The sequence below is a fragment of the Microbulbifer sp. TYP-18 genome, assembly GCF_040932045.1.
Classification (GTDB): domain Bacteria; phylum Pseudomonadota; class Gammaproteobacteria; order Pseudomonadales; family Cellvibrionaceae; genus Microbulbifer.
On the sequence record NZ_JBFRBC010000002.1, the window covers coordinates 283050 to 309170 of the forward strand.

General features: G+C 55.2%; 4 protein-coding genes and 1 pseudogene. All 5 read right to left on the reverse strand.

Annotation, left to right across the window (positions count from 1 at the left end):
• Window positions 1–206: 206 nt before the first annotated feature.
• On the reverse strand, window positions 207–7844 hold the full coding sequence (locus ABVT36_RS03420) for a hypothetical protein (protein WP_368455270.1): 7638 nt from the start codon (window positions 7842–7844) through the stop codon (window positions 207–209).
• A gap of 339 nt (window positions 7845–8183) precedes the next feature.
• Window positions 8184–8516: pseudogene (locus ABVT36_RS03425) on the reverse strand (transposase); the annotation flags it as partial.
• 199 nt (window positions 8517–8715) lie between these two features.
• The gene (locus ABVT36_RS03430) at window positions 8716–9177 is read right to left on the reverse strand and encodes a hypothetical protein (protein ID WP_368455271.1); all 462 of its coding nucleotides are present in this window, start codon (window positions 9175–9177) and stop codon (window positions 8716–8718) included.
• Window positions 9171–13733, reverse strand: coding sequence for an RHS repeat-associated core domain-containing protein (locus ABVT36_RS03435; RefSeq protein WP_368455273.1), 4563 nt, complete (start codon window positions 13731–13733; stop codon window positions 9171–9173). Before ABVT36_RS03435 ends, ABVT36_RS03430 begins: the two co-directional genes overlap by 7 nt.
• 136 nt (window positions 13734–13869) lie before the next feature.
• A complete protein-coding gene (locus tag ABVT36_RS03440; RefSeq protein WP_368455274.1) occupies window positions 13870–22743 on the reverse strand; it encodes a fibronectin type III domain-containing protein in 8874 nt (2957 codons plus the stop codon).
• Between the last annotated feature and the right edge of the window lie 3378 nt (window positions 22744–26121).

Below are 26121 nucleotides of genomic sequence, written 5' to 3' on the forward strand. Positions count from 1 at the left end.
CTGGGAGGGGAAGGGTCAAAGCTTGGAGTCAAACACCACAAGATTGAAGTGATTGTCACGAAGTTATGGCAGCTTGCGTGAGAGCCTGTGCGGGCAGCAGCTACTACCGAGCATACAATGAAATATCCGCCATGTCACTCTTAGCAAGGTCAAGCCCAGCAAAATCGGTATTAACAACCTGGCAACTTATCTTAGTTGCCAGGTTGTTACTGCCAGGCGTTCTCCCGGGCGGTGCCTAGAACCGATTGCTGCGTCGCAGTCAGGCTGATCACACCACTGGTTGGCACGCCCATCGCCGTCATCAGGTCCGCAAGGGCGGGGATATTGGCGATTGGCAGCCGGGCTCCCGATGCCGTGGCAATGGTTTCAATGGCATTCTCGCTTGACTGCCAGTCGCGCACCTGAATTTTTTCCGTGCCGGCAAGCAGATAGATATCCAGGTGATTGCCGTTGATGACCAACCAGAGATCCTCCGGTGCTATTGCACCCTCAAGCAATAAAATATCCGCGGGGCTATTGCCGCTATCTGCGATGACATCCAGGCCATCGCCGCGGGCAAACAGATAGTTGTCATCGCCGGCGCCCCCCCTGAGGGTGTCACTGCCCTCGCCGCCGCGGATAGTGTCCCCAGCATTGGAACCTATAATGGTGTCATTGCCTTTTTCCCCACTGATTTCCTCTATGGAATCCAGCAGAGTGGTGGAGAAATCCAGGCTATTGTTGCCTGTAGTGCCCTGGATTTTATCCACACCCCCAAAGCCGCGAATGGCTTCCACGATGGCAGTTCCCGAATAGGCGGACAGGCGGATCAGGTCATCGGCGGCGGTCCCACGCACTTCATCGCTACCCGCGCCACCGGAATAGCGGTCGTAGCCGGTGTCTCCCGGGGTTACCAGGAAAATATCATCGCCACTCTCTCCGTAGAGGTTGTCGCTACCGATGCCGCCCTCGATGACGTCATTCCCCGCGGAGCCGTAGATGGTGTCGTTGCCGGAAGCGCCCTTGATCGCCGCAATATTGATCAGGTTGGTATGGCGGAAGTCCAGGGTGTTGTTGGCGGTGCTGCCAATAATGGTGTTCACGCCCGCCTTTCCGTCGATCACCTCAACAGTGGCGCTGCCGGAGAAAACACTAAAACGGAATGCATCATCCGTATCTCCACCCCGCAGGGTGTCGACACCGTCTCCCCCTTCATAGCGGTCGTAACCGCTATCGCCCGCGGTGAGCAGAAAAATGTCATCACCACCATTGCCGTACAGCGTATCGCTGCCCATACCTCCGGCGAGCAGATCGCCGCTGGCGGAGCCCTTTAGGGTATCGTTGCCTGCGCCCCCGTCAATCAGCGCAATACCATTCAACTGTGTCGCGCTGAAGTCCAGAGAGTTGTTGGCACTGGTACCGAGAATGCGATCTTCACCACTGCCGCCATCTATCTCCTCCAGAATATTGGCACCGGTAAAGTTGCTGAAAATAAAATCATCATCTCCATCCGTACCCAGCAAACGATCGTGACCCTGACCACCACTATAGGTATCCGCCCCCCTGTCCCCTTGGGTAAATACAAAGGTATCGTCGCCGTCGCCACCGGACAGGTAATCGCTTCCCGGGCCGCCGATAATGGTATCCGCCCCGCTGGTACCGTAAACGGCATCGTTGCCGGCGGCACCATCAATCCGGGCGATCCCCACCAACTCGGTGGCAGAAAAATCCAGGGTGTTATTGGCATTGGTGCCCACTATCCTGTCGCTGCCACCCCGGCCGTCGATCACCTCCACCCTGGCATCTCCGGCAAACACGCTGAAGGTGAAAATATCATCGGATGCGGTACCCATCAGGGTATCGCGCCCCTCGCCACCACGATAGGTATCAGCGCCGGTATCCCCGGGGGTAAGCCGGAAAATATCATCGCCACCCTCACCGTAGAGATTATCGCTGCCAAGGCCACCCTCGATCACGTCGGCACCAGAGGAACCGTAAATCAAATCATTGCCGGCAGCGCCGTCGATCAATGCAATCCGGGTCAGCTCGGTGCTGCGAAAATCCAGGCTATTGTTTGCACTGGTGCCCTGAAGTGTATTGGTGCCGGCGCCACCATCAATTAACTCCACGGTGGCCGAACCGCTGAATACAGAAAATTTGATCTGGTCGTCGGTGTCACCCGCCAGCAGCCTATCGAAACCCGCGCCCCCATCGACGCGGTTAACGCCTGTATCCCCCTCACCCAGAACAAAGGTATCGTCACCGCCACTGCCGTAGAGGTTATCGGAACCGGCGCTCACCATAATCCGATCCGCCTGCTGGCTGCCGTATACCGTATCGTTGCCGGCACCGGCATCGATCGCAAAAATATTGTCCAGCTGCGTATCGGAAAAATCCAGAGTGTTATTGGCGGAGGAACCGAGAATCCGGTTGTTGCCACCGGCACCGTCGATAATTTCCACCCGCGCATCACCGCTGAATACACTCAGGCGGATTTCGTTATCCCCAGAGCCACCCAGAATCCGGTCGCTGCCCTCGCCGCCGCGATACTGGTCAAATCCGGTATCACCCGCGGTCAGCAGAAAGACATCCGCACCGCCGTTACCGTACAGCACGTCGGAACCGACACCGCCTTCAATCCTGTCCACCGCGGCGGAACCGTAAACAGTGTCATTGCCCGCAGCAGCATCGATGCGTTCGATGGACAGCAAGCGGGTGTTGGTAAAATCCAGGGTGTTATTGGCGGAGCTGCCAATGATCCGGTTGTCGCCACCATCCCCATCGATCACTTCCACCGTCGCTGCACCGGAAAAAACGCTCAAGCGGAAGATATCATCGCCGGGGCTGCCCAGCAGCCAGTCGTCCCCTTCACCGCCACTGTACACATCAAAACCGGTATCACCGCCGGTCAGCAGAAAACGGTCATCGCCCCCTTCACCATACAACCTGTCGCTGCCCAAACCACCGACAATTTCATCCGCGATACTGGAGCCATAGAGAGTGTCGTTGCCCTCCGCCGCATCCAGACGCGCAATATTCAGCAGGCTGACACCGCGAAAATCCAGGGTATTGTTGGCCGAAGTGCCAATGATCCAGTTGCTACCATCACCACCGTCTATGGCTTCCACCCGCGAATCACCGCTGAATACACTAAAGCGGAACCAGTCGTCCCCCTCGGCACCGATCACCCGGTCGAAACCGGTCCCGCCGTTGACACGGTCTGCGCCCGAATCCAGACCGCTGATATAAAAAATATCGTCGCCCGCATTACCGTAGAGGTTGTCGCTGCCGCTGTTGCCAATAATCTTATCGCTGCCGGGACTGCCATAGATGGTGTCATTGCCTCCCAGGCCATCGATAAAGGCGATATTCAGCAGTTCGGTGTTGGAGAAATCCAGGGTGTTGTTGGCACTGGTTCCGTAAATGGCATTGTAGCCGCCGGCACCATCGATACGCTCCACCGTGGCACTGCCACTGAACACACTGATACGGATACTATCGTCGCCGCTGCCCCCCAGTATCTGGTCGAACCCCTCACCGCCGTCGAAGCGGTCAGCGCTGCCGTCATTGCCCTCCACAATAAAGGTATCGTTACCGCCCTGGCCATAGAGCGCGTCGGCACCGCTGCCGCCGATAATGACATCATCGCCGTCTCCGGCATAAATGGTATCGTTACCGCCCTTGCCATCGATGGTATCCGCGCTCTCTGTCCCCTGCAGGGTATTATTGCTGTTATTGCCCTCCACATTGGTCATGGAGTCCCCCGGCTCTATGCTCCAGGAGAATTTGGCAAAATCCAGCGGCTGCCCGGCGGGATGGCGGATCACCAGCTGCTCGTTGCTAAAAGCACTGCCCTGCGCTGAAATACCGGTAAACGTCAGACTGCCGCCACTGACAACAGTGGCGGAATAGTTCAAGTCCGGTGAAGGCAACAGAGTGAGGCTTGCGCTGGCATCCACCAGGCCCGGACCGCGGTTGTCTAAACCTACCCGGTAGCTGGATTCCAGCTCCGCACCGCCGTTGACCACCACCTGGTCCACCGGGGAATACTCACAGATAAACAACAGCTGGCCAGTGGTTTCATTGTCCCGGTTGATCAGGCCGACACTATCCAACAGCTGTCCGCTGTAGGCTGGATCATCGCTCTGGGACGGCTGGAATATCAGGCTGTAACCACTATCCCCATCCACCAGGCAATCATCCAGACCCAATAACTGAATGGTCTGCGGGGTCTGCCAGTTATCTGCGGTAAACTGCAGATAGGGGTCGCCGAGAAGCTGCGCTTCGGTGCTGTCCGACACCGACATATTCAGGGTCAGGCTGGTGCCCGCCTGCAGGGCCTGTTCCAGGCTGACTTCCAGTGCGACCACACCGGTACCCGCTTCATCGGTCTCCAGCGCCGTGAGCGCCTGCACGCGAATGGGGTTGCTCCGCTCGGGCACCTCGATGATGCAGCAGCCACTGGCGGTTACGGTAGTTTCCCCATCGCTGATTTCCACCTCCAGGGTGTAGTTGCCGGCGAGCAGACCGGATACATCCCAGCGGTACTGGTCCGCGGTGCCGTCCTCGTCTTCGGCAATACCTCCGGCAATCAGGGTTCTGCTTCCGCCCTCGTACAAATAGTAAAGGGAGATACTGGCATTGCTGTCCGGATCGCTGTCCTGCCACTGAATCAGCAATTCCGCTTCACTGACGGTAACCGCGCTATCGGGCAATACCAGGGTGATCTGCGGCGCATCGTCAATGCCATCTTCATTGATAAAGAATCCATTGACGGCACTCCAGCCGCTGACACCCCCCCTGGCATCCTCGGCGCGGGCACGCCAGAAGTAATGACTGTTGTCGTTAAAATCGAACGCCGGAGTCCACTGGGTACCTGCCTGTACCTGGCTCGCCACCAGCAGGGTCAAATCCCCATCGGAAAACACCTCGAAACGGTACTGCACCGTATCCCCGTCGGGGTCGGTGACCGGGTTCACTTCAAACAGCGGGCGCAGGCTTTGCACCACAGCCCCGGATCCAGGGTTTTGCAGACTGGGCAGCGGCGGCGCTGTGTTGTCCGTATCCACGGTAAAGCTGGCGGCGACCCACTGGCTCTCCACTTCGCCATCACTGACCTTGGCGCGCCAGTAATAGGGAGTGTCCTCCTGCAAGCCCTCCGCGATCCAGCGGGTCTCATCCTGCCCTTCGCTGACCGGGCCGGAAACCAGTTTGTTGTCGCCGTCGAAGCCGGCCCGGGTATCCAGCTCAAAGTAATAGGTGAGGGGCTGCTGCTCCGGGTCGGCGCCGTTGGACAGGCGCAATTCCACTCCGTTATTGGCCAGCCAGGCGGACACAGTACCAGTGGGGAACAGCACAGAGGGCGCCGCGGGTGCGTGATTCAGACCACTGACCAGGAAAGAGCCCAGGGCACTCTCGGTCCGCGATCCGTGTTCATCCTGCACCCAGGCCTTCCACAGGTAGGCACTGTCTTCCGCCAGGGGATTCGGCACCTGCCAGCGGACCTGGAAATTGCCGCCGGGAAGAAGACCGGAAACCTGGGCGCTGGGATTGTCCAGATCGGATTCGTGGAACAGCTCGAAACCATAGGTGAGCGCATCCCGGTCCACATCGAAGGCGTGGGCCACAATCAATTCCGGGCGGGTATCCGCCACTATGGCGTCCCGCTGGGGAGCTTGGATCGCGGGCGCGCTGGGGGCGTCGTTGGCGGTATTGATAAAGAAGCGGCTGGTCTCCCAACGGGAGGCCACAGGGACATCGCCGCTGCCGGCTTCCACCCGCGTAATCGCGCGGGCGCGCCAGTAATAGAGGCTGTTATCCTCAAATGCCCGACCGGGCAAAAGGTCATCAGCGACCACCGCCCAGAGGGTGGAATCAGCCCCCTCCTCGACGGTTGAGCTGGCGACCGGTGTCAGCATGGCCTCGTCGGCATAGACTTCGAATTCATAGGCGACAGACAAATCCGCGGCGTGCGCGCCGTTGGTCACCGTGAGTTGCGGCAGCAGTTCCACGGCACCCGCGAGTATTTCCCCATCGAACAGCGGGCTGGTCAGCTGCGGCGCCCCTGGGGCCACCTCCGGCACCGTGGGATCGCTACCGGCCTCCTCCTCCTCGGCATCGGTGCGGCCATCCTCGTCATAATCACCGCTGCCATCGCGGTCCAGGTTGCCGAAATGTTCCATTTCCCAGGCGTCGTCGAGGCCATCACCATCGATATCCGAGGCGGGATTGATCGTCAGATTGACGCTGCGACTACCGGAAAGAACGCCATCGCTGGCGGTAAAGGAAACCACATAATCGCCCGCCTGACCGATGGACGGCGCCCAGCGGAAAATTCCAGTACCGTCACCGCCGTCGGCAAAAACGGCCCCGGAGGGCAGGCTGCTGGCGGCCAGTTGCGGCACGGTCCCGTTGGGATCCGAGGACTGCACCAAAAAGCCAACCTGGCCGCCTTCATGGCCGGTGCGGTCCAGAATCGCCTGGATTACCGGTGCCTGGGGCACTGCCACCGAATCGACAAACTGCAACGTATAACTGTCGCTGCCGTTGAAATCGAAAACATTGATAAAATAATCAAAATCCACCTTATTGGCGGCGCGTTTTTTCGACAGCCAATAGTTATTGCTATTCAGTACACGGCCATCATCCCCTGTCACCCCCTGTAATACTTTTGCACCGGCATAGGGGTCGCTGACCTGGATATAACCAAAACCCTCTGCAGCGCTGCCACTCAGGGTCCGGGCACCGCCGCTTCCAGAACCCAGGGAATAGGACAGGGTGGTTACCTCCGCACAGCTGCGGCACAGGGCCAGGTCCGCACCGGTATTTTCACTTTCGTAGAGGGTCAGATTACCGTCACCGCCATAGGCGAGATAGTCCAATACCGAATCCCGCCCCGGCAGATCCACCTGCACATCCCCGACCAGCAGGTGGGCATGGGTGGCATCGATTAGTGAGGTCAGTTCACCGCCCAACTCATCGGCGTGGGTAAAGCTGGCGGCGAAATCGGTAAACTGCCCGGACAGGGTGGATTCCATCACCCAGCGCCCCGCCTTCATGGCCTGGGGCGCTATATCGCCGAAATTGATCAACAGGCTTGGGCTTGCGGGCTGATTTTCCACAAAGCTGCTGGTGATGGCGAAGTCGATCGCAAGGCCCTGCTCATTGTCCACTATCCGCGGCTGGGCGGATTCGATATTCACCGAGCGCGCAGTGCCGTAGCCGTTATTATCGATACGCACACCCAACGTATAGGGCTCCGGGGGTTCGATTTCTGTAGTGAAGGCATCGTCCCCCACCACCTGTTCGGTGAGGAAATAATCCAGGGTCAGCAACGGCTGGGGTTTGACCACAATGGAGTCCGGCGCCACCTGCACCACTTCCTCCTTGCCCCCATAGGCATAAGACAGGGTGGCCCCGACAAAAAACAGCTGGCCATTGTCGGTCTGCCCGGCGGCATTGGCGGTGGGTACGATCAGCCAGCGGAATTCCCCCACCTTGCCGGCGGGGATTTCGCCATCGGTCACAGCGCCGTCCTCGCCGATTACCAGGGCACCGATATTACGGGTGTCATCGATACGGATAAAGAATTCCGCATCGCTGGCGGAGCTGTCGGAAGTGGCAGTGACCCGGTTGCCCTCGGCATCGGTAAAATCCACCGTAATAGCGACATCCTCGATGGCAAAGGTATCCAGGCTGTTGGTGATACGCATGATGGCCTCAAAGCCCTGGCGCTCCAGTGTCAGCTCCTGCAGTATCTCGATCCGCACTTCCGCGCAGAGAGCCTCTTCCTGAGCTGTAGCGATAGCAGGCACACCCAGTGCGCAGATCCAAAATGCCGTCAGTATTCCCCAACGCTGCAACATGTTTTCTGTTCCTAATTGTCGTAATGCTTTCGTTTAATTATTTGTTCGCCAGGCTGCCGTAGCAGCCCGACGTCAATCTATTTCCATTTGCAGTCTGCCGGGCCGGCGATGTTCAATCCTAAACCCTACCCTGCGTTCGATCTCATCTGCAAACCAGCGGTTGCCAGTAAGCTGGTTGCGAGACCAGACCCCATTCAAGAAAACCAGTTCGTCAGACGACACGCCGGCTTTCACAAATTCTTTATACGCTGCCAACCGCTCGGCACCAGTGCGCCCGAGCCTCTACAGCTCTGGGCGGCTGTCGAGTAAACAGCTCAAATCGGGCCCAACCCGTTCGCGCTAGCTGGACCAATTATATTGCCGTGGCCCGCGCGCCATCCCGGCGCGCACCGGGTTTAGTTCGATATACCGGCAACAAGCCAGAAAGTACGACTCCGCCTGAACCACACTCGCCTTGAAGCGCCCTTCCCACAGAGACCCCCGACGACCCTCCAGCTTGTTCACATAAGCCGCCTGCCGACCGGCAATCCGCTTCATCAACAATGAAATCGATTCCGCCCGATCCCCCGGCCCCACTAGCAGATGAACATGGTTGGTCATCAAACACCAGGCATACAACTTGATTTCCAACTTATCCTTCCATTCGAACAAGTTGTCCCGGTAATACTGATAATCCTCATCCGCGAGACTACTTAGTTATTTTGGCGCCTCACGATTGTGCCCACGCTGCACAACGTGATGTGGCATATTCGCCACCAATATTCGAGCCTTACTTGGCATAGCTCTTCTCGATCCTTCCCGGCGTCACTCCCTGCCTTGTTTATTTGGGCGTCTTAAATAGATTTTTCCCCTTTATTCAGTCCCTTTATTCTTATTCTTTTGAATACCCGCGAAGATTGCCGCAAAGATCCTTAACAGATTTGAACTTATCTAACCGCCGGGCGATAGAATCATCAACCTCCAAGTTTCGATCAAACAATCCATTTTCCTCGACAAACTTTGAGACCTTCCGCTTGGAGGCATTAAAGTCTAAATCAGCAACAAACTGGATATCGAACAATACCCAAATCACTCTTTCTGAAGACGGGCGACTAAACAGTGTTTGTATATCAACTAAAAAATTGTCACACGTGGAGAAAAAATTCTTAGTCGAGATTACCCGATTCACCTTATAAAGAGCTCCATTAGAATCCAGAATTTCAGCCCCCTCATACGTTCCCACCTCATAACTACCGACGGTCCTCAAACAAAGTTGCCTCTCTGAATAAATAGCTCCCTGTAAAAAATTACGGGAGAACAAGAGAACAGGAAAAGATAGATTTTTTGTCAGCACCCGCAAACTCCTCCTGCCAAACCGCCTGCAGCACCGCCAGCAACTTGCCCCTGCTTATACCAATTTGGTGATCCATGCCACATTTTCTCTATCGGCGTGTACTCACGCATCCCATTGTATGATCCATGCATCCTCCGATGCTTATCTTTGGGCATAGGATGCAAGTTCGCTGGATGATTTTTCCACGTAGGCCCTTTTTCACCACCACGGGGAAATTTCCAATGATGAGCTTCCCAGGGCCCATCAGGTGCATTTCCATGTCGCTCTTGATACTTCCTATACCTGGGTGAAACGTCACCCCACTTCTTACTTGCTTTTGACCACTTCTTTCCTTTTAAAGAATGGCCGAATGCCTTCGTAGCGGCACCTCTTGCTGCTGATGCACCTATTCCACCCACGAAACCTAACGCAGCATCTGTCACAGCATCTTCCCAGCTATAATCACATCCCATCAACGCACTTGTTAGCCAACCGACTGCAACACCTATAATTGCTCCCGGCAGACCAATTTCACCTGTTGGATCAATATACTTTCTTGGATTGGCCATCCCATATGCATAAAAATTGAGTCCACCATTTAGGCCAATGGGATCTTCTTGAAGGTACCTCCCCCAAATAACGTCATAATCACGAAAATAATTCTGATTTAGTCCTGACTCCCCATCAAAATACTGCCCCGGAAACCTCAATTCATTCCCAATAACCTCAACCAGCACCTCAGCCTTACCAAAAGCCTCATACCTCGCCTCCCAAACCACAGCCCCAGACTTATCCACCATCCGCTGCGGCGTACCCAAATGATCATTCTGGTAGTAATAAACCTCCCCGGAAGCCACCCGCTGGAACAGGGGCTCAGTCATCCACGGCATACCCGGCTTGAAGTGGTACTCCTTAACTAGATTCCCACCCGCATCATATTCCGCAGCCATCCCCTCTTCGGTATAGAGGAAGTAAGTTGCACTATCGGTCTGCTTGCGAATCCGCTGGCCGTAAGGGTTGTACTGATACTCCCCTACCGTCTGGGTATTCTTATCGACAGCAATCAAACGCTCTTCATGGTTGTAGCGATAATCCCAGGTAACCCCACCCTGCACCTTCTGCGTGGTGTGACCATTGTCGTTGTACTGGAAGCTTGCCGGATCCTCCCCGGTGATTCCCGTCAGTTGGTTGTGATCGTTGTATTCCAACACCTCAGAGGAGGACGGAATAAATTCCGTCCCCGCAACCTCACCGGCCGCATAATCGGTTCGGTTGCCCACCCCGTCATACCCAAACTGCTCATCGTTTGCCGCATTGTCTAGCGGGTAATCTGCCTCAGTAAGTCGGTACAAATCGTCATAATCAAACGCATAAGCCCCATGCTCGGTGTTGATACTCTTGATATTGCTCTCTAGGTCATACTCGTACACCGCAGTGGCCTTATCGTTACCGGCAGAGTCTTCCAGAATCCGCTCTTTCACCCGCAGGAAGTCGTCATAGGTCAAAGTGATCTTATTACCACCGGACAACAACAAGGTCTGCGGAGTCAGCCAGTTGAAATTGGTCCACGCCAGCTGCCCCTCCCCGGGCACATGCACTGCCGCCAGCTGGTTGTTCTTGTTGTAGTAGTAGGTATAGGTAATACCTTCCGGATTGGAATAGGTCTTCTTCAGGCCATTGCCGTAGTAGCTGTAGCTGTAACCTTTGGAGAACGTAATTTCCGCAGCCTGCGCACCTTCTCCGTAATAATCCACCCGCACGGATTCGAGACGATTGAGTGCATCGTAGGTATAGGCTTCCCCGTGATGAACAATATCCGCGGTCGCATTGGCAGTATCGGCACCGGGCTGCTGGGTATAACCGGTGTACTGGGCCTTGGTGTTGTAGTGGTAATCCACCACCTTGACCGGTTGCGCGTTATCTTTGTGCGCAAAGACAGCCAGTTTGCGCAGGCGGTTGGCATCGTCATAGGTGTAGCCGCGCTTTTCCTGCTGGGGGTTGATGACCTCAACCTGGTTGCCATTGGCATCGTAGTGATAGACACGCTGCTTGTTGGTACCGATAAAGTCGTGCTTGGTTTCCGTTTTCAGGCGGTCGGCTTTGTCGTAGGTGTAAACCGTCAAGCGCCCTTCCGGGTCTTCCACCTGCAGCAGGTTGTCGCGGGCATCGTAGCTAAACCGGGTTTTCTTTTCCTCGCCATTGACCGGATCGATAATCGCCACCAGCCTGTTCAGCGCGTCGTACTGGTATTGTTCGGTGTTCGCCAGGGCATCGGTGTCGCTGGTCAGGTTTTGCCCCAGGTCATAACCATAGGTGCGCAGGTACTCCAGATTGTTGGCGTTCTGCTTGCTCTGCTCGATACGATTGCGCTTGTCGTAGCCCAGCCCTTCGGCGTAGGTGGGGTACTGGATTTTAGAAAGTAGATTCTGCTGGTAGGTGTACTGGGTGCGGTTCTGCTCGCCATCCACCAGGGCCTGCAAGCGGTTCTGGCCGTCGTATTCCAACCCGATGCTCGCTCCCTCGGCATCGGTGACAGTGACCAGTCGATTGCCCTTGTCATACGCCAGAGCCAGTTGATTGCCATTGTCGTCGGTCACACTGCGCGGCAGGCCGGCGGCATTATTGACGATATGCAGGCTGCTGCCGCTGGCATCGGTGACTTTAACCAGGTCCCCGGCGGCATCGTATTGGTAACGGTAGCCCTGACCGTAGGGATTTAATCCCGACAACTGGTTGCCCACCGCATCGAAGTCGCTGGCCCAGGTTTTCAGGCGCGCGTCCACCAGGGTATGGGCATCGCCATTTGCGTCGTAGTCTCTGTATTCGGTTACTTCCTGCTCGGGGCTGACCATCCTGGTGACGTTTCCGTGGGCGTCGTATTCCCAAGTGGTAGTAGCCAGGGCGGTATTGCCAGCGGTGGATTCACCGGTGATCTGGCTGAGTACCTGTCCGTACTGGTCGTAGGTATAACGGGTGATTCGCTGTTCTGAGGTGCCCACGGCTTCGGTCAATGTCAATAGATTGCCGCGCTCATCGTATTCGTATTCGGTAATCACACCCCGGTGATCTTTTTCGCGCAGGGGCAGGGTCAGCCTGGTATTCCACTCTGTCGTGGTATCGCTGCCATCGGCATATTCGGTGCGGGTGACATTGCGAAAGGTATCGTAATAGCGCTTGGTTTGCAGACCACGGGCGTCGGTGGTGATACTGCTGACCAACCTCACCGGGTCATTATTGGCACTGAAGGAGCCACTCCCACCACCACTGCGAGCTGCGCCTGTGAAACTATAACGGTCGGCCAGGGACGCGGCGGTATTATTGCCCGAATACTGATATTCAATCGTATATTGCAGTTCGCCGCCAATGGACTGTTTGATGGGCATGCCGGCTGCATCATGCCAGGTTTCGGTAATTACGCCGGATTTGTCGCGCCTGGTAAATGTATAGATTTCCGCCTGGCGGTCGTAACTGTGGCTATAACTGATACCGGCTCCGTCGGCATTTTCATAGCCACTGATATCGCCATCGGCATTGGTGGAGTAAGTAATAATACGGCCATTGGGATCGGTCAGGCTTTTCAGGGTGCGTTCACCATCCGAAAGGGTGCGGTACTGGTAGGTCCAGTTATGGCCGCGCACATCGGTTACAGCAACCAACTGGCGGTAGTTGAGGCTGTCCGCACTGTCTTCGCCGTAGTGATAGGTCACTGTGCGGCCGGTGTAGTCTTCCAGTTTTTCCAGCACATAGGTGGAGGCGGTTTCCCCATCCACCTGATCCTGTAATTCGCGCCAGTGGTAGCTAATTACGGTATTGCCGTGATGGTCTTTAACGGACTTAACCCGTCCGCCCTCATATTCCAGTGAGACGCGAACACCATTTCTGTCCTCGTAATGAGCCAGGCTGCCCGCTTCATAAAAAGTCAGGTTGCCCCTTCTGTCCCGCCAGGTGTAGTTGTTATCCTGTTTGGTAATGGTAAACAGCAGCTGCGCGTGATACTCATCGCCAACGGGTGTGGGACAGCCAAAACCAGCGAGAAACTCTTCCGGGCGATAGGACTGACCATTGCGAAACAGGTAGTGCTCATAGGGCAGCTTGCAGCTTTCTGTAGGAACACTCTGCCGGGCGGCCAGGCCAAAGCGCCCACCTCCGCCACCACCGGACCTGAAGGCGCCTTTGCCGAAGTGCCGCAGGGCAGCTATGCGGGCCTCGCTTTCGGCGGTATTCAAATCGGCCTGTTGCCGGGCATCCAGCTGGGATTTGTATTCGCTGTAGGTAAGAATCGGGTTCCAGCGGCTGTTCCACTCCCAACCACTGCGGGTCCAGCGGCGGGTCATGCGCACATCGCCACCGAGCACTTTTACCCGCATATCCTCCATGTCTTCCCGATTGGCGGAATTCACCGCCCTCGGTGCGGCGCCATCGCTGTTGATTCCCGGCCTGGCCACAGCCTGGGGAGTGCCCAGTAAGATGCAGAGGCAAAGTGTCGCTGCCAGAGCCGGGGGGATTGGTATTGCGCCGCCCTTGCCCTTCAAGCCTGCCGCTAATGCCTGTGCGGATGCCCCGGTAAAAAATTGCATGGTAGTTTCCTGGTCTTTACTAAGGGCGAATGCTCCACATCCACCAACAAGTTCTGTTCTGTTCTGTTCTGTTTTGTTTTGTTTTGTTTTTTAAGGGCGATGCTCCCGCAATGAATGAGGATGCACCGCGCACGGGTTATTGGGGACTGCTGTTGTCCTTGTTACAGGGGCCGTCACAGGCCGGGTCCGGCGCACAGCGCAGAGTGTCGTCATCACTGATGGGCGAGTAGCCGCCACCATAGCTGGTGCCACCGCCACCACCGCCACCATAGTAGTAGCCGCCGCCACCGCCACCGCCGCCACTACCGCCGCCACAGGAACCGCGCGAGGCGGTGGCCCAGTAGGTGGAGGTGCCACCGGGTACAATTTGCCCATTGGCACACTGGCTCTGGTAGCCCACCTGGTACTGGTAGTTATAGGTACCGCAGCCGGCACCGCTGGCCTCACCCTCCTCATTGGGATTGAAGTCGCGCAGGGCGGTGATGCGGTAGGGGATATACACCACCTCCCCGGCCTCCAGGGTTTGCGGCACCTGGGCGAGAAACTCGAAAGAAACTACATCATTGCCGGTGGGCAGTCGGCCGCTGACCTCTTCCGCGCGGATCAGGCCATAGTTGGTCAGGCTCAGTTCCCCGGTAAACACATCGCCCTTGCGCATATCCGGCAGGGTGACGCTGATGGGATCCAGCATCACCACGGCGACCGGGACCTGGGTTTCGAAGGTGGCTTCCAGTTTGATTTCGTAGCGATCCTCCAGGTTGATTTCATTCACCTGCCATTCCACGCTGACTATCTGGTTCATCAGGAATACATCCTCCGCAATCGTGGCCCCGGGTTTCACCCACAGGCGGCCCGAGACGCTTTCATGATCGAAGGCGGTGACACGGTAGGCATAGCGACCCGCCGGCAGGTCCTGCAGGAAGGCTTCGCCATTGGCATCGCTGTCGATGGTGCGGGTTTCCGACAGAACCTGTTCGTTTTGCAGTTCGACTCTGGCGCCGGCCAGCCCCGGAATCAGCTTATTGTCTTCATCCAGGGTGGCGGTGTAGATATCGCTGATATGGAAGAAGGCATTGCCGACCTCCGAGGTCACTACTGCCACAAACAGCGGCAGGGCAAAACTGTGGCCACCGTCCCCCTGCACCAACAGGTGAAACTCATAATTCCCCTGCTGCACAGTGTTATCCGGGCTGAAACTGATATTGACATCGCGGCTGTCGCCAATGGCCAATTCCCCCAAAGTGGCGGTGCCATCAATACGTACCCAGGCGGGTGCGGGATTTTGCTCGCTGTCCACCAGGGTGAGGGTGGTGTTGCGCAGCGCATCGAAGCCGGTGTTTTTTACCCTCAGGGTTTCTGTGGTGGTACCGTTGAGGGCGACGCCCGTATCCAGAAAGGACGGCGTGGACTGAATCGCCGGGCGGCTTTCCGACAGGCGGTATTCCAGCGAGAGTTTTTCCAGTACCAGCTCGACCCCGTTGACCGAAGCCAGCACCTGGAAGTAGAGATAGCCCTGTTCCGGCGCCAGGTTGTCGCCGGACAGGGAGAGGTTGATCACCCCTTTCTCCTGTTCGGCAAGTGCGATCGTGGAACCGAGATCCAGGTGCAATCCACCGGGAATCTGCAACTGCTCCTCATCGGGCGCGGCCACCGATACCAGGCGCACATCCGTCAGCTCTGTGCCGTGGCCGGCGGTAATGGTGATCGGCATTTTCTGGGTGTAGTTGCGCGGAATATTCACATCCAGTTGCCGGGGCGTTACCGAGGAAGTCAGCACGGCGAACCCGCCCTGGGCCGGGCGGCCGAGGCTGTCCGGGTGGATCACGGAAACCCGCCAGTTACCGCTCTGCCCCTGCGGGTCAAAGCTGTAGGAGAAGTTGCCGGAGCCATCGGTAATGACCGAGGCATTGCGCTCGAAACCGCGCAGTTCCATGACCAGCGAGAGGGGGACATTGCCCATAGGAGCGGCGCTTTGACGATCCACCGCACGCCCGGTGATGGTGACTGCGTCCCCGGAATTGTATACCTGTGCCGGGGTTACACTTTCCAGCTCACCCAGGTAGGCAGTTTCCTGCAGGGAGGCCTGGGTGCGGGTGCCATTGCCCTCGATCACCACCTGGGTAGCTTTGCCGGTATGGTAACGGAAATGATCGATTTCCAGCGCAACCGTCACATCATCCGGGGCGGCGGCGGGCACCGGCACCTCAACCCAGTCGGACACGAAGGTCTGGCCGGGTTGCAACCGGGCGACTGTTTCTCCACTGGCCACAGTAATCACGTCGCCGGTAAACTGCTGCACCGGCTGCAGGGCGAGCAGGTTGCCATCCACGTCCTCAATGCGCACCCGCACTTCGTCGGAGGCGGCGCTGCCATTGCTGCGCGCTACCAGTACTTCGGTTTCCACCGTGGAAGTGTTTTCCATGGTGAAGCGCACTCTGCCGACGCCCCCGCGATAGAGGGCGTCTGTTTCCAGCTCCAGGCGCAGCGCGGCATCACCCACCAGTGCCTGATCTTCGGTATGAATAAATATCGCCTCACCAGGCAGGGGGGACTGCTCCAGGCGCAGCTGGATATCACTCAAGATGTCCAGCTTTTTATAGCCACCGATAATGATCGGGACTTCCACCAGGTCGCCGGCGGCAACACTGAAGGGTATCGACTGGTGCTGGCGGTCAGTGCCATTGTCACTGACAGTGGCAAACAGTTTGACCCCACTGACATCACTACTGCCACGATTCTGCATGCGGAAACGCACTTCATTCATCACGCCGCGGCTAATGGCAGCCTCACCCTCCGGTGCATCCACCACTTCCACTGACAGTGCCGGCAGCAACAGGCTGTGGCCGATACTGGCAGCCCCCTGGCTGTCTTCCGCAACGACGGTGTAGCGGCGCTCGGTGTTTACCCCCTGCCCGGCAGCACTGTAGTCACTATCCACAAAAGTCGTGGGATTGCCGCTGTGGGGAATCACGGCACTGGTAATTTCCTGCAGGCTGCCGTCTTCCCCCACATAGACCCGGTAACCTGCGATGGCGGTGCCACTGTGGTTCCACTGCAGTCGCGGGCTGCCGCTGCTATCCACCTGGATACTCAGGTCGGACACCGGCAGCAGGCCGAAATTGAGGTAGGCGGTGACGCTGGGCAGGGACTCATTACCGGCTTCATCCAGCGCGGTAACTACGTAGGCGTGCGCGTTTTCGCTGGGCTTGGCATCCAGGGCAATGGTGTCCGGGATGCCGGTTTGCAGCGGCACAATTCCCTGCAGGGTTTCCGCAGTTGCATTTTCCCCTTGCGCCAGATCCAGGCGGTAGAGGTTGTAACTGAGCCCGTCCACCATCTCGGGATTACCCTGGGCATCGGCACTGGGTGCCTGCCAGGTGGCGACGATGCCGGCCCCATTTAATTCCAGCGCCAGTTCGGTGGGTTTGGCCGGCGCTATGCTGTCGGCGCCCACTTTGACCGGCGCGCTCATGGCACTGACTGCAATCTGGTCGTTGCTGCGGCGCTCGCTGGCAATACCGTAATAGTAATCGCCATCGCTGGGCAGGTTATCCTGGGCACTGGTCTCAGACAGGCGCAGAATTTCAGTAAATTCCCCATCGTTTTCCGCCCTGCGGTAAACCACATAGCGGGCGTCCTCCACTGCCTCCCACTGCAGCGTCACTTCGGCGCCGGGCTGTGCAGTGGCGCGCAGGTTTCGGGGAATTGCCAGGGGCGGCAGATCGCCCTGGTACACCTGGAAACTATTCGCCACGCGGATTTTATCGCCCAGATTCTCCAGGTCATCCAGCGCCTGGAAATCAAAACGTAGGTTTTCCACGGTGGGGTTGCCGCTTTCATCCTGTCCGGCGGCAGTTGGCAGGGTAAAGCTGCCCACCCATAAAGGCTGGCCCTGGGTGGACTGGGAATCCCGGCTAAGTACTATGCCGTCCTCCAGGCCGCTCACTGTAGCGTTACCCACCAGTGGCACCAATCTGGGCATGTCGCCGGGTTTTACCTCATCACTCAACTGCAGCACCACCTCCACAAGCAGACCGTCCTGCTCGTGCACTTTTAGTGGCGCGCCGGGATTTAGCGTAAGCGCGATCACCTCCGGCCCCCGGGCATCGATCAACAGGCTGGTGCCCTGTTCCACAATCGTGCCGCGGTTGCCGACCTGGTCATGGGCTGACATCACCGCATAGGCTGTGCCGGAGAGTGTACCCGGCTCAATCACAAAACTGCCGGTATAGAGGGTGTCATCACTGTAGTCCTTAGTGAGTTCCACCGCGACAGGCACGCCGCCCTCCGGTGCCATGGCGAAATAGGGTTTGTTGCGCAATGGCTCATCAAACTGCACCGCCACTTCTACCCTGCCCGGCCCGTGGCGGCCCGTGGTGCTGTCCACGACACCGTCAGACTGATAACTCACCTGCAGGGCACGGGGCCCCTCGCTGTCCGCTTCGGCTTCCACCAGCCTGGACAGGCTGCCTTCGGTAGCGGCCCTATTCACCGCCGTTACCCCGTAGAAGTAGTGGCCGTCGTCCGCGGGCAGGTCGTTGTATTTCAGTTCCGTCAACAGTTGCCCGTTGATCCGCTGTGCCTCCACTACCGAACTGAATAGGGCACCGGCGCGGTAGACGTTATAGCCGGCGATCTGGTTGTCGCTGTCATCGCTGGTGACCGCATCCCAGGACAGGGAAATCTGCCCCAGCTCCCGTTCGATCACGGCGACATTTGCGGGCGCATCGGGAATGGCGGTATTCAGGCTGATGCTGCGCACCGCACTCTGGGCGCCGAAGCCACTGCGGCCGGGGTATTCCGCCGCCGCTGTAATCTGGTTGTCCCCCTCTTCCAGGGAGATTTCCACCTGGAACCTGCCATAGCTGTCCACGGCATCCGGATTGGCTACAGGCGCACCGTTGCGGTAAACCTGGACCCGGGTTTGTTTTTCCGCCGTGCCGGCAATGGTGACCAGTGCCTTATTGGTCAGCCACCCCTCCACCGGACTGGTAATTTGCGGTGCAAGAGGCGAGGCCAGGGCCACGCTAAAGGAGTATTGCGCGATGGTCACGTTTTCCCAGACATCGTAGACTTTCACCGTCAGGGTGTGATCCCCATCGGCAACACCCAGCAGGGCAATATCATGGGCAAAGGCATCCCCCCTGGGAGCGTATTTAGTACCCAGTAACTGGCCGTCCAGATAAAATTCCACACGGGCAACGCCGGAATCATCAGTTGCAGTGATATTGAAATCACCATCCTGAGACAATTCGGGGACAATACTGAGATCCAGCAATTGGCTGTCCTGCCGGTATTGCGCTGCGGTAATTTGCGGGCCTTCGGAATCCGCCACCGGGGTTACCGCCACCGGTGTCACTAGCTGTTCAGAGCCCCCGGAATTGTTGACTGATACCACAGCGACATAATATGTCCTGTCGTTTTCCAGGCCCGCCAGGGACCAGTTGTGCTCGGCATCCGACTCATTCCCCTTACTGCGCAGCGACTTATATTGCAGACCGGTAATACTGCTGAAATTACTTTCCTGGACATAGACCGCATAATTTTTAAGCAGCGCATAAGGAACAACGCTGGACCAGCGAATATCAATACGGCTGCTTCCGGCCTCCGCAATTACAGAGGTAGGATTTGACAGAAGAGTGGTTCCGGAATCCGCAATGCCATTGGAGGTATTGCCGTCATTATCGTAAGCAGAAACCCGTAACGGGTAGGCGGTGGCTGGACTCAAATCCGTTACTTGATACTCTACCATCGCCCGGGGGTCGGCCAGGGATGTCAAAGGAATATCATCCACCCGGCCCGCTGGATCCTGCGTAAAGACTACCCGGTAGCCCGCCAGATCATCGGCAGAATCTGCAGATGGACTCCAGCGCAATACCAGATTATCCGCTCCGGAAGTCACCACCAGGTTGCTTACTTCGTCCGGTGCTTCGGTATCCACCGGCGTCGCCGCTGTGGAATTGACTGAGGGATTAAATAATCCCTGGGAATCGTAGGCCACCACCGCAAAGTGCATCAATGCACCGCGGGGCAACCCTTCCAATCGATACTGCTTGCTTCCCTGAGGCACAACTGCCACGGGAGCCTTGCCGGCGATATCGGAAAAACCGGTGGCACTCTGATAGATGCGATACTCCGCAATATCATTGCCATTGTCGAACTCGCTATAGCTACTCCAGTCCAGAATCAACTCAGTGCCACTACCATTGGGGTTGATGGACAGATCTACGACACCTGGTGGCGTATTGTCATAGTGAATCTGTGCTACCGCGGCATCACTCACATTTCCCGCCGCATCACGCACGGTGAATGAAATAGTGTTATCCCCCTGCAGCAACGCCACCTGGATACTCCAATCGGTATCGGATGAATTCAATACCGCCAGGCTGCCATTCACCAATACCGCACCGCCGGCTTCCTTGGTACCGCCGAAGACCTGGGCGTTAACCGTGGTAACCTGTGGGTAAGGGTTTAAAACCGGTGCAGCTGGCGGCGTGTAATCCAGGGTAAAGGTGTAAGTGCGTTTTGAGGAAAGATTACCCAACGTATCTGCGATCTGCGCAACGATTTCATAATTACCATCCAGGAATGGTGCTTCGGGGGTGAACTGTACCTGGCCCTCGAACAATGCAATCGTACCGGATAGGGGGACGCTGTTGCGCTTAACTATCAGTTGGCTATTCTCCAGATCAACACCGCTACCTTCTTCCGTGACCACCAGGGTTACAAAAGGAGGCGCAATATTAATACTGCCGGTAGGGTTGGCAGCGGATATGCTCGGTGCCTTACTGTCTATATTAAAAATCAGCAGTACCGGGTCAGACAGGTTTCCACTGAGGTCCCGGGCAACGACTTCTACTGTGGATTGCCCCTCGGATACATAGTAGTTCCCAGACCAGCTTCCCGAACCCGCGGCAACAATCTCACTGCCATTTACAACAATTGAAGTGTTGTCTTCCCTATTCCCAGACAGGGTCACCCATCTACTATTGGAACTGATCACTGCCGGGGCAAGCGGCTGGTTCAGTGTGAGAGACTGGGGAGGGGTGACATCAAGAATAATTGTGGTTACAAAGCGATCGTCTTCGACTTCCTGCTCGATCCCATCCTCATCTTGGTCCATGCCCAGTCCATTGGCGCCAAAAATATCCGGCCCAATAGACAATATGTATGAGCCCTCGGGCAAGATTTTCTCAAAGTCAACTTGATAGCGAATATCATCAATAGACGTAACGGCAATGACTGCAACCGGCCCGTTCTCTTCATCCAATAATTGGAAATCGTTTATATCCAAAGAATCAGTGCTTACGCCCACATTGAACTGCACAATGACACCGGAAATAAGCTCCCCATGGTTACCATCCGGGGTGACCGAACGAACCCTTAAAGCGGCAGTTTTTTGTGCAACGTGAACTGTACCTGGCTCACCCGCAACGGCGGAACCACTCCGTCCACCGCTATTAGCCCGCGTTTTCGATGAAATATTTCCATCCAAGGATTCATAATATACCGCTATGCGACCGCCTCCACCGGGCCCCGCATAGCGTCCATAACCACCATCGGCATGAATATACCCATAGCTGCCAATAATCAACTCGCCGATGTCTAACCAAATCGAACCTCCGCTGCCTCCACCCCGATAGCTATAGTTGCCAGCTCCCGACGAATAGATATAGCCATAGTGCTGTAGCCTTTCCGCCACTATTTTTATTGCACCGCCACCACGAGAACCCGACTGGCTATCGTCCCTATAGCGACCACCGGTGCCGAAATCGCTTGGCGCGACGGCGCTGCCGTAGATTGGATTGGTCTCGTTACCATCTACCAGGCCGCCCAGACCTCCATAACTACCACCGGATAAATAGCCAACCTCTTCACTTGGCGGGAATCCCTTACCGCTGACATCAACATAGGAATTAGGACTAATATAAAAATCGGACGCACTCAGAGTAACGCCAGAAGTAAAGGTATCGGAAGCCACGGGTGTGGTAATTTTGCCACTGTTTTGCACCCTTATGTTCTCAAAACTGTAGTCCTGGGGTAGTTCCAGTGTAAAACCATCCACAATTAGAGCATCGTCGGCGGCAGTAAAATCCCCTTCAGCCTTAACATATACAGAGGAATAAGTTTCACCCCTTATAGCCGCATTAAGTTGAGCACCCGCCTCGATAGTCAGCCTTACATCTTCAAGGTACAACGGAATATCAAGGTTTCCGGAAATAATATAGGGTTCATACAGACTACTGTTACTTCGATTGATAACTTGGATATGGGCGTTATTTGCCGGCAATGATTTATCATAAAGATAGACGGTTCCCGCACCACCATAGGCCGTTACAGAGGAATAATTACTTCCGGAGCGGGAAAAAATTTCATGCTGAGGATTAAACCCAGTTAAGGATTCATAGTAGATTGCTATACGGCCACCGCCACCGGCAGCAGCCTGATACCCCTTTCCGCCGGAGGCTTCTATCAGGGTATTACTGTTGCCAATAAGCTCTTTGGTCTCAATCCAAATGGAACCACCACTGCCCGCGCCAATGCGATAAGGGCGATCTTGACCATGCGCTAAGATATCTCCATAAACTTCAAATCGATTCGAGGCCACCAGCTTAATCGCTCCACCACCACGACTCCCTTCAACGGTTTCATCAATCCCGTAACCACCCCGACCAAAATCCACTGGCGCATCGATAGACCCAAAGATAGGATCAGAAGTACCTGTCAGGGGATCCCGCCCCCCCAAACCGCCATAGCTGCCCCCGGATTTCCAGTGTTGCCCGTCGAGGGGGCCAAGCCCCTTGGCACTTACATCAATAAAAGAATTGGAACTGATATAAAAATCGGTTGCGCTCAGAGTAATACCTGAGGTGAATGTATCGGAGGCCAGGGGAGTTGTGATCTTGCCGCTGTTTTGCACCCTTATGGTCTCAAAACTGTAATCCTGCGGTAGCTCTAACGTAAAACCATCCACAAATAAAGCGTTGTTGGCGACCGTGAAGTCGCCCAATGCCTTTACATAGGTATTGCTATAGCCAGAACCGGAAATTGAAGCAGCTAAATGTGCTCCAGTCTCAATTATCGCTCGAACATTCAAAAAATATAACGGCTTATCAACTTGCCCACTCAATCTATATGGCTCATATGAACTTGAAGAGCTATGGTTCTTGATTTGAATTAATTCATTCTTAGAAGCAAGAGAGCGATCATAGAGGTAGACAGACCCAGGACCTCCATAGGCCGTTACTGTCCCCCAATGACTGCCCGATCTGGTTAAAATTTGTGAGACTGTATCGATCCCCGAAATGATATCGAAGTAGACTGCGATCCTACCCCCGCCCCCGGTCGCAGAAGAGTGCCCATCTCCCCCTTCAGCGCGTATTTTTGTGTTTGTTCCACCTATAAACTCTCTAGCCTCAATCCAAATTGAACCACCACTACCACCTCCCTTCAAATAATCTTGTGAACCATCACTAAGTATACTTCCATATACTTCGAAACGATTACTAGCGGCCAATTTTATGGCCCCACCACCTCGACTGCCTTCAACGGTTTCATCAATTCCGTAACCACCCCGACCAAAATCCACTGGCGCCTCGATAGATCCAAAGGTGGGATCAGAAGTACCTGTCAGGGGATCCCGTCCCCCCAAGCCGCCATAGCTGCCCCCGGATTTCCAGTGTTGCCCATCGAGGGGGCCAAGCCCCTTGGCACTCACATCAATGAAGGAATTGGAGCTGATATAAAAATCGGTCGCGCTCAGGGTAATACCTGAGGTAAATGTATCGGAAGCCAGGGGAGTTGCGATCTTGCCACTGTTTTCCACCCTTATGGTCTCAAAACTGTAATCTTGCGGCAGCTCTAACGTAAAACCATCCACAACTAAAGCGTTATTGGCAACCGTGAAGTCGCCCACTGCCTTTACATAGGAATTGCCATAGCCAGAACCGGAAATTGAAGCACCTAAATGTGCTCCAGCGTCAATCTCTACATTCGTATTATAAAAATTCAGAGGTGTGATCATCTGCCCTGTAATTCGAAAGGGCTCGTAATTACCGGAGACCCCCCTGTTGGTTATCAGCAGCTTACCATTATTAGCTGATAAGGATCGGTCATACAAATAAACCGTCCCTGGCCCACCATAAGCAGTTGCCGCTGAATAATTATAGCCTGCCATGGCTAATACTTTATCTCGAGGTGCAAAGCCCGATAGCGAATCATAATAAATGGCGATCCGCCCACCACCACCAGTACCAGCCTGATACCCTCTTCCGCCGGAGGCTTCTATTAGGGTATTACTGTTACCAATAAGCTCTTTAGCCTCAATCCAGATAGAACCACCGCTTCCCGCGCCAATGCGATAAGGGCGACCCTGACCATGTGCTAGGATATCTCCATAAACTTCAAATCGGTTGGAGGCCACCAGCTTAATCGCTCCACCACCACGACTCCCTTCAACGGTATCATCAATACCGTAGCCACCCCGACCAAAATCCACTGGCGCCTCGATAGATCCAAAGATGGGATCAGAATTTCCTGTCAGTGGATCCCGCCCTCCCAAACCACCATAGCTGCCTCCGGATTTCCAGTGCTGCCCATCGAGAGGGCCAAGTCCCTTGGCACTCACATCAATGAAGGAGTTGGAACTGATATAAAAATCGGTCGCGCTCAAAGTAATACCTGAAGTAAAATTCTCCGATACTGCCGGGGTTGTAATCTTTCCACTATTGCGAATGGAGATATTTTCAAAGTTGTAATCCTGAGGCAGCTCTAAGCTAAAACCATCAACTACAAGCTCGCCATTGGCAACGGAGAAATCCCCCTCTGCCTTAATATAGGTATTATTAAATCCATAGCCATAAATTGGGTTTGCAAGATGCGCGCCATCGACTATTTCCGCGTAAATATATGCTAGCTGTATCGGGCTATCTATCAATCCATCGATCAGAAACGGTGTATATACACTGGATGTGGATTCATTCAGAATTTGCAACAGCCCAGGGTTGCTAACCTGGGAGCGGTCATGAAGATAAATACTACCTGCGCCACCTCGCGCAGTTGCAGAGCCTCCAATGCCTGGCCTGGCGTATATATAGCTTCTGGGACTTGTCTTTGGATCGAAGCCGGAGAGAACATCATAATAAATCGCAATTCGTCCACCACCACCCGATGCCGAATAATAGCCGTTTCCACCATAGGCCTGAATTGTGGTATAGCTACCTCCTACTAGTTCACCAGCTTCAATCCAGATGGAACCTCCACTACCACCACCTATATAGGCCTTATATTCACCATTTGCATAAATATCACCATAGAGTTCAAATCTTTCAGTAGCAATAAGTTTGATCGCCCCACCGCCACGGGTTCCTTCTACGGACATATCGGAGCCATAGCCCCCTACGCCGAATTCGCCAGGAAGCTTGTAGTCACCAAAGGTCGAATTGGTGGATCCGGAAGCGGGATCTATACCTCCGGGGCCGCCGTGACTTCCTCCAGATTTCCAATGCTCTCCTTCTATCGGCTTCCTTCCTTTCGAATTCACATCAATATAAGAATTGGAACTGATATAAAAGTTGGTAGTGCTTAAGGTGATTCCGGATGTAAAGCTATCAGAGGCTTCTGGTGTTGTAATCTTGCCACTGTTCTGCACTCTAATGGAGTCGAAATTATAGTCCTGCGGCATCTCCAGGGTGTACCCGTCTACGACCAGCTCAGCATCCTTTACTGTAAAATCACCTTCTGCAGTAATATATACTGAGCCATATCCGGAACCGGAAATAGGGCTTCCCAGGTGCACACCATCTTTCAGTAATACCTTTGAATCTTTGAAGTTTAGGGGTGCAGACAGATCAATATTTTGGTCGATTGTTACCTGTATATCTTCAAAATAAATAGGGATATCGACAGCGCCCGTCAATATATATGGATTGTAAACGTCCCCAGTTCCCTGATTGATAATTTGCATACGTGCATTATTTTCAGACAAGGTGCGGTCATACAGATAAACTGTTCCCGGGGCACCATACCCAGTAGCGGAAGAGTAATTTCTTCCGGCTCTGGAAAATACAGAGTGTCTGGTATTAAAACCGGAAATAGACTCGTAGTAGATCGCTATACGGCCACCACCGCCGGTTCCTGCCTGATATCCATTTCCGCCCGAGGATTCAATCAAGGTATAACTATTGCCGATTAATGTCTTCGCTTCGATCCAAATAGACCCGCCACTGCCCGCGCCCACCTGATAGACCCCACTTTGACCATTGGCCAAAATATCACCGTAGACTTCAAGTCTATTACTGGCCACCAGCTTGATAGCACCACCCCCACGGCTGCCCTGGATTGTTTCATCTGCACCATAACCACCCACGCCAAAATCTGCAGGGGCTTC